The organism is Sulfurimonas sp., from assembly GCF_016744025.1.
Taxonomy (GTDB): Bacteria; Campylobacterota; Campylobacteria; order Campylobacterales; family Sulfurimonadaceae; genus Sulfurimonas.
In genome coordinates this window covers 1-3,499 of sequence record NZ_JADGFC010000190.1, presented here as the reverse complement: position 1 = coordinate 3,499, position 3,499 = coordinate 1, and the positions used below count along the sequence as shown (strand labels likewise).

The 3,499-nt window shown below is 29.0% G+C and carries 7 protein-coding genes; 6 read left to right on the top strand and 1 reads right to left on the bottom strand.

The features are described from left to right. Positions 1 to 307: helix-turn-helix transcriptional regulator (locus tag QZZ48_RS14885; protein WP_294967046.1), on the bottom strand; the 307-nt coding region annotated here is incomplete at its 3' end. A 254-nt stretch (positions 308 to 561) separates the two neighbouring features. On the opposite strand from QZZ48_RS14885, the gene QZZ48_RS14880 reads away from it, so the two are divergent. From QZZ48_RS14880 to QZZ48_RS14855, 6 genes are read left to right on the top strand one after another with little or no spacing between them, the layout of a single operon-like run. Next, on the top strand, positions 562 to 975 hold the full coding sequence (locus tag QZZ48_RS14880; RefSeq protein WP_294967045.1) for a hypothetical protein: 414 nt from the start codon (positions 562 to 564) through the stop codon (positions 973 to 975). Between the two features lies 1 nt (position 976). After that, the gene (locus QZZ48_RS14875; protein WP_294967044.1) at positions 977 to 1,744 is read left to right on the top strand and encodes a replication protein; all 768 of its coding nucleotides are present in this window, start codon (positions 977 to 979) and stop codon (positions 1,742 to 1,744) included. Further along, a complete protein-coding gene (locus tag QZZ48_RS14870) occupies positions 1,741 to 2,034 on the top strand; it encodes a hypothetical protein (RefSeq protein ID WP_294967043.1) in 294 nt (97 codons plus the stop codon). Before QZZ48_RS14875 ends, QZZ48_RS14870 begins: the two co-directional genes overlap by 4 nt. A gap of 60 nt (positions 2,035 to 2,094) precedes the next feature. Beyond that, the gene (locus tag QZZ48_RS14865) at positions 2,095 to 2,271 is read left to right on the top strand and encodes a hypothetical protein (protein ID WP_294967042.1); all 177 of its coding nucleotides are present in this window, start codon (positions 2,095 to 2,097) and stop codon (positions 2,269 to 2,271) included. Then, complete coding sequence (locus QZZ48_RS14860) at positions 2,272 to 2,862, top strand: hypothetical protein (protein ID WP_294967041.1); 591 nt, start codon at positions 2,272 to 2,274, stop codon at positions 2,860 to 2,862. Continuing rightward, positions 2,859 to 3,086 (top strand): hypothetical protein, encoded by a 228-nt coding sequence (locus tag QZZ48_RS14855; protein WP_294967040.1) that lies wholly within the window; start codon positions 2,859 to 2,861, stop codon positions 3,084 to 3,086. The genes QZZ48_RS14860 and QZZ48_RS14855 overlap by 4 nt, the downstream gene beginning before the upstream one ends. Positions 3,087 to 3,499 lie beyond the last annotated feature (413 nt).

The following is a 3,499-nucleotide window of genomic DNA, read 5'->3' as shown; positions in this document are numbered from 1 at the left end:
CTTCTAAATCGTTATCTTTTTCATCTACTATTTCATTTTTATAATCATTATATGATTCTAAAAATTGATTATATTTTTCATCAAAAGGCGTTCCAATCCCAAAATATATAAAGATAGGAGACACTTTTAAATCTATCAATTTAATTATCAGATCAGAGCTTAGTGATCTTTTGTTTACATTTATATTGTTTAAAGCAGCCGGTGAAATTTCTAACATACTTGAAAAATCTTTTTTAGAACAACCTATATAATTTCTTATTTTTTCGATTCTTTGAAATGCATTATCATGCGATAAATTTACTTTCATTTATTTCCTTCTTAATCAAAATAAACTAGAAGTTTATAATAATACAATTAAAATAAACTTAATTAAGAAATATCAAAGAGTACTTTTAGTATAATTTCTTATACATAAAATAAACTATAGGTATTTTATGTATAAGAAATTAAGTTGCAAACTCACCCGATCGCCAAATCAAATAGTGAGCTTGCGTGTCACACTAGCGACTCCGACATAATATCGAAATATAGTTTAAGAGTCTTTTAAGCATAGGAGTAAATATGCAAACTCGAGAACTATATGTCTCACTTTTTGCAAAAAAAGTAGAAACACCAGAGGAATTTATAAATCAAATTACTGATGCTAATCATCTATTTTATGCAGCTGCACGTGAATATGTCGCTGAAATATTAAGCAGAGATACAAGCTGGCAGTGGCTATCTTATCGAGTCGATGATTTTGGGAATGAAGTTGAAAAAATTGTAGCAAAAAAAGTACAAAAATGGTTATTTCGAGCAATTTTACAAGTTGGTAAAATGCCGATTTGTAATGTTGAAAGTACTATTAAATGGCTATTTAATAGGATGATTAGCGAGTATAAAAATCTTTTTGATGAGCGTTCTCGTAATTATTTAAATATTGCAAAAAGTGATAATGAGCTCAAGTTGCAAGTGCTTAAAAAAATGGAAGAATAAAATGAGTAATTTTATACCAAATTCTTTCCAGATTCCAAATATTATTATTGATGAGTATCTTCATACTCTATCTGATTTTGAGCTTAGAGTTTACTTAATTATAATAAGAAAAACAAAAGGTTGGCATAAAGAAAAAGACAACATTGCCATATCACAATTTATAAAACTCTTAAAAATAAAGGACCCTCGTACAATTAAAAAAGCTATAAAAGGCCTTGTTAAACTCAATTTAATCAAAAAAATTGAAAATGTTGGAAAAGAGAGCACTTTTAGTATTAATTTAGATTTTAACCCCATACATGCTGATGTAGTGGGGCATGAGCATGTACCCCCTACATGCTCATGCAATAACCCCATACATGCTGATGCAGGGGGACCCCCTACATCATTATGTACCCCACAAAGTAACAATAAAAACAATAAACAAACTACCACTACAAGTAGTAGTAAAAAAAATAAATTACTAGAAGAGTGGCTTACTCAAAAGTCAAAAAATAAACTAAATCCAAGTGCGTACAAAGCCGACCTTGTTAAAAAATTAAAAGAAAAATCTGTAATTGATGAATATAACTCTTGGCATGAAACTAAATTTTACCAAGATGCATTAGAAAGTGCCAGAGGTAAAACAATACAAACAGCAAATGGAATTAAAACTATTTTAACAGTTGAGCCTAAAGATGGAAAATTGCATGTATTTTTCAAAGAAGGCAGCTTTGCCATAATACCAAACATAACAGCTCTAGAAAAAATAACAAAGGCTGCGTCATGAGTGATTTACAAATTATTTTATCTGAGATCTCATCGCTAAAAAAACAACTTGATATATTTGTTCCAGACCTTACTCTTGAAAAAGAAGTCATTCATTTTCTTGCAAAGGACAAACGCACCTTCAAACGATATCTCGATGAGAACTATCTGGAGGAAGGAATCCATTATTATAATGATTATAATAAGCGAGTGTATATTCCTGATGCTATTGTTGCTTTTAAAAAATCAGGTTGCCGTCCACCAATAACTAATCCTGAATCTCAGGCTGTATTGAAGAAGCTTGGGCTTTAAAGACTGATTTTGTATTTTTATGATATACTCAGTTGTTATATATAATTTTAAGGAGTTTTTATGTCTGTTATAGAACTTATCAAAAAAGTAGAAGTTGCTGATAGAAAAAGAACAAAAAAAGACAGTTTTAAACTTCTTGTAAAAGCTAAAATTCTTGATAAAGATGGATGCTACGATACTCGTTTTTTTTCCGAAAATACGGTTAAAAGAAGTAGATTAAGCAAAAGAGTTTCTTAGGTGTACACAACCAAACCAACATTTGTATATGGGTTTCATGGACTTGATGAAACAATTGCTAGAAAGATTCTTAATCAAGATTGTGATTTTCAATTAAGCAATAATAATTATGATTGGCTTGGTGATGGTGTTTATTTTTGGGAAAATAATTATGAACGTGCAAAGCAGTATGCAATTGAAGCTTCTAAAAGAAAAGGTTCTACTATCAAAAAACCATTTGTTTTAGGTGCAGTATTGGACCTTGGTAATTGTCTTGATTTGCTTGATCAAAAATATCTTGATTTTTTAGCACTTGCATATGAAAAACTAGAGTACCATACAAAGGAAGAAAATCTACAATTACCCACTAATGGTTCATTTGGAAAAGATGATTTTGATTTTAAAAAAAGAGAACTTGACTGTGCAGTAATTCGTTATGCACATGAATTAGCAAATGAAGTTGGTGAAAAATTTGATTCAGTAAGAGCAGCTTTTTGGGAAGGAGAACCTTTATATAAAGGTTCTGGATTCAAGAGAGAGAATCATATCCAAATAGCAATTTTAAATAAGAACTGCATTAAAGGTGTATTTTTACCTAGAGATAAAAAATGAAATCAAAAGATATTATGCCAAGATTTTTAAAGTACTTTTTAAGAGGTATAAAAAATTTTGTTGCCATTGGTGTCCCTGATTTTCAAACTAACAATCAATTTGAAGATATGCAAAATATCTCGAACGATTTTAAAATTTCATACGACAGGATAGTTTGCAATGCCTCACAAAAAGCCATACAAGAACAAAAAAACTTAATAATTAATAATGTTCACATTAAGTAGAAATTTAACATGACGGAAGCATTTCTAAAACCCACAATATTGACATGTAGAAATGAAAAGTTAATTATAGAAGCTTTTTCAGAAAAAAATCTAAATAAAATCAAAGAATTCAATAGAAACAAAAGAACAAAACTCAAAAGAATTTCTAATAGACTACTTTGTGTTAATGATATTTTTTTATTCTTGGATTGAGAAAAATAGTGTGCCAGATTTGTGCCAAAAAATGTTTTAAAATGCTACATTTTAGCGGTTTTTTATACATTTAAAAAGGAATATAGCCTCTATATAAAGGGTTTAGTACTAAAGTATGGATAATCATAATATACTCTTATCTTCATTGAAATCCTTATATGTTATAATGCTATATGAAAACAACATATTACTATAATTCACCTATTGGGACTATAAAGTTA

Coding starts and splice junctions, on each gene's coding strand:
- QZZ48_RS14880 (WP_294967045.1), top strand. CDS start 562: ATGCAAACTCGAGAACTATATGTCTCACTTTTTGCAAAAAAAGTAGAA.
- QZZ48_RS14875 (WP_294967044.1), top strand. CDS start 977: ATGAGTAATTTTATACCAAATTCTTTCCAGATTCCAAATATTATTATT.
- QZZ48_RS14870 (WP_294967043.1), top strand. CDS start 1,741: ATGAGTGATTTACAAATTATTTTATCTGAGATCTCATCGCTAAAAAAA.
- QZZ48_RS14865 (WP_294967042.1), top strand. CDS start 2,095: ATGTCTGTTATAGAACTTATCAAAAAAGTAGAAGTTGCTGATAGAAAA.
- QZZ48_RS14855 (WP_294967040.1), top strand. CDS start 2,859: ATGAAATCAAAAGATATTATGCCAAGATTTTTAAAGTACTTTTTAAGA.